Raw genomic sequence first — 2,125 nt, forward strand, 5'->3', positions numbered from 1 at the left:
GGTTTGGTCGTCGACAACCGCGAATAGAGGCTGTCAATCTCGCCGATCGCATCGTCTCCACTGAGAGGATGGATCATGGCAAAGTAGCCGGTGTGGCCGGCTTCACGAAGCTCCGTGACGATTTCGAACCGATCAGAAGCCTGCTCAGTCAGATCGAGGTGGTAGTCGGCGTTTCCTTCCTGCTGCATATGGTAAAACGGACTGGCCCGCCAACGGTCGGCGTTTGTCGCCGCATCCGAACGTGAGAACTGCTGTGCTTCTGCATTTCCACCCTCCGCATCCCAGTGGAAGCCCCACGATTCTAAGACAGGGTGCAGCGTGTCCACGAAGAGCACAGCCTGCGCCAGCCCGAGACCGGCTTCGTTGCATCGAACACAGAAACCCGTGAGCATCTCGAGCTCGTCGCTACCTACCAAGCCCGTTTGAACAAGCCATCGTTCGATCTGACTGATCCTCACGGGGTTCACACGGGCACCCCCGCTCGGTCGGACTGCAGGGGCTGGTTCTCCGCGCGGTCAGCGTGGTCGGCTTGAGCGAGTAACCACTCGCGGAATCGACGGAAAGCTGGACTTCTAAGGCGGTTGCGTGGGTAAACGAAGTAGTAGGTGAAGTCGCCCCGATCGAGACTGAAGTCTATAGGCTGGACAAGACGCCCCACGCGTAGGTCGTCGAGGAAGAGGGCTCTCTGCGCCATCATTACGCCCTGACCCTCCAGGGTCGCCTGGTATGCCAGCGTGGAGCTGGCGTACTTATCGCCCGCGTAGGGATCGATGTCTTGATTGCCGGCCGCCTGAAGCCAAAATCGCCAATCGTCTGGTCGGACGAGCGAATGTAGCAGGCGAACGGATCGGAGGTCGTCCGGAGATTGGATCGCGTGCTCGGCAGCAAACGCGGCGCTGCATAGTGGTACCAATTCGTTGCGCATCAGTCGATCGACTTCGAGCCCGGGCCAATTGCCATCGCCCAGCCGTATCGCCCCATCCACGCTTTCGCGTTCGAAATCCACCATCTCGTTGGACGTGGTCAACCGGACCTCTGTAGAGCTATTGGATTCCGAGAAGGTGCGCAGCCGGGGGATGAGCCACTTCATCGCGAAAGTGGTGTAGGCCCTGACCCGCAATATCTCCTTAGCCCGCTTTCCAGTGAGCTTTTGCGTTTCTTCGCGGATGCCATCGAGATGTCGGCTGACGGCCTCCAAATATTGCTCGCCCTCCGCTGTCAGCACGATCTCGCGTGGGTCGCGGCGGAAGAGCCGGACACCGAGAAAGGTCTCAAGGCGTTGGACCTGCCGGCTCACTGCACCGGGTGTCACGAGCAATTCCTCCGCAGCGCGCCGTATGCTTTGCAACCGGCCGGCTGCTTCGAAAGCTCTCAACGAGTTCAACGGGGGTAAGATGTCCATGGATGAGCTTAGTTTGATCGTTGTCTTTTAGTCAACACCCACGCTCCCCTTTGTCATTCTGAGGAACAATGCCCTTGGGGTAGACTGTCCAGACTGAACAACATCGCATTTTGTGGAGGAAATCACATGACCTCGATTGAGGTAGCGAACCGGCATATTGCCGGGGGTCGCGACGATCTCGTTCGCCTTGAGGCATCCCGCGACAGAGAGACGGGCAAAGGCGTGTTCCCAAGACTTCCGGCAACTTCGCCGTCCGTTGATCGCTGCGAGCCGATAACGCGTTCGACCGAGGCGACGCTCTACAGCCACACAACGATCCACCCCAATCCCAAGACGGGCGAGCCGCCATTCACCCTGGTCTATGCCGATTTCCCGAGGATGTCCGTGTGTTCGGACGTCTGCATCTGCGGCTGGGCGAAAAGCCAGTGATCGGTTCGAAGCTGGTCGTTTGCGCAAACGGTGACCCGAACACCACCTACTTTTTCACGGCTGTTGAGGAGGAAAAGTGATGTCGAAAGAAGTCTACATCGCTGGCGCAGCCATGACCGCGTTCGGGCGTCATGCAGATTTGGGCATGCAAGACCTTGCACAGCGCGCCGTCATCGACGCCCTCAAGGAAGCCGGGGTCCCCAAGTCGCAGGTGCAGGCAATCTACGCCTCCAACGTGTACGGAGGAATGGTGCTCGGCAGGGTGCTAATGCGGGACATGGGAATAACGGGACC

General features: G+C 59.0%; 2 protein-coding genes and 2 pseudogenes. 2 read left to right on the top strand and 2 right to left on the bottom strand.

What is annotated here, in order from left to right; all coding sequences use genetic code 11:
• A pseudogene (locus tag A7X77_RS31330) lies at nucleotides 1-392 on the bottom strand (adenylate/guanylate cyclase domain-containing protein); the annotation flags it as partial.
• 71 nt (nucleotides 393-463) lie between these two features.
• Nucleotides 464-1,402, bottom strand: coding sequence for a transcriptional regulator GcvA (gcvA, locus tag A7X77_RS31335; protein WP_064686659.1), 939 nt, complete (start codon nucleotides 1,400-1,402; stop codon nucleotides 464-466).
• A gap of 126 nt (nucleotides 1,403-1,528) precedes the next feature.
• Here gcvA and A7X77_RS31340 point away from each other — a divergent pair, with 126 nt between their 5' ends.
• Together A7X77_RS31340 and A7X77_RS31345 are read left to right on the top strand one after the other, a co-directional pair.
• On the top strand, nucleotides 1,529-1,831 hold the full coding sequence (locus A7X77_RS31340; RefSeq protein ID WP_082928905.1) for a hypothetical protein: 303 nt from the start codon (nucleotides 1,529-1,531) through the stop codon (nucleotides 1,829-1,831).
• A 79-nt stretch (nucleotides 1,832-1,910) separates the two neighbouring features.
• Nucleotides 1,911-2,125 (top strand): annotated as a pseudogene (locus tag A7X77_RS31345) (thiolase family protein); the annotation flags it as partial.

Source organism: Rhizobium bangladeshense (assembly GCF_001662075.1).
In the GTDB taxonomy this organism is placed as follows: Bacteria; Pseudomonadota; Alphaproteobacteria; order Rhizobiales; family Rhizobiaceae; genus Rhizobium; species Rhizobium bangladeshense_B.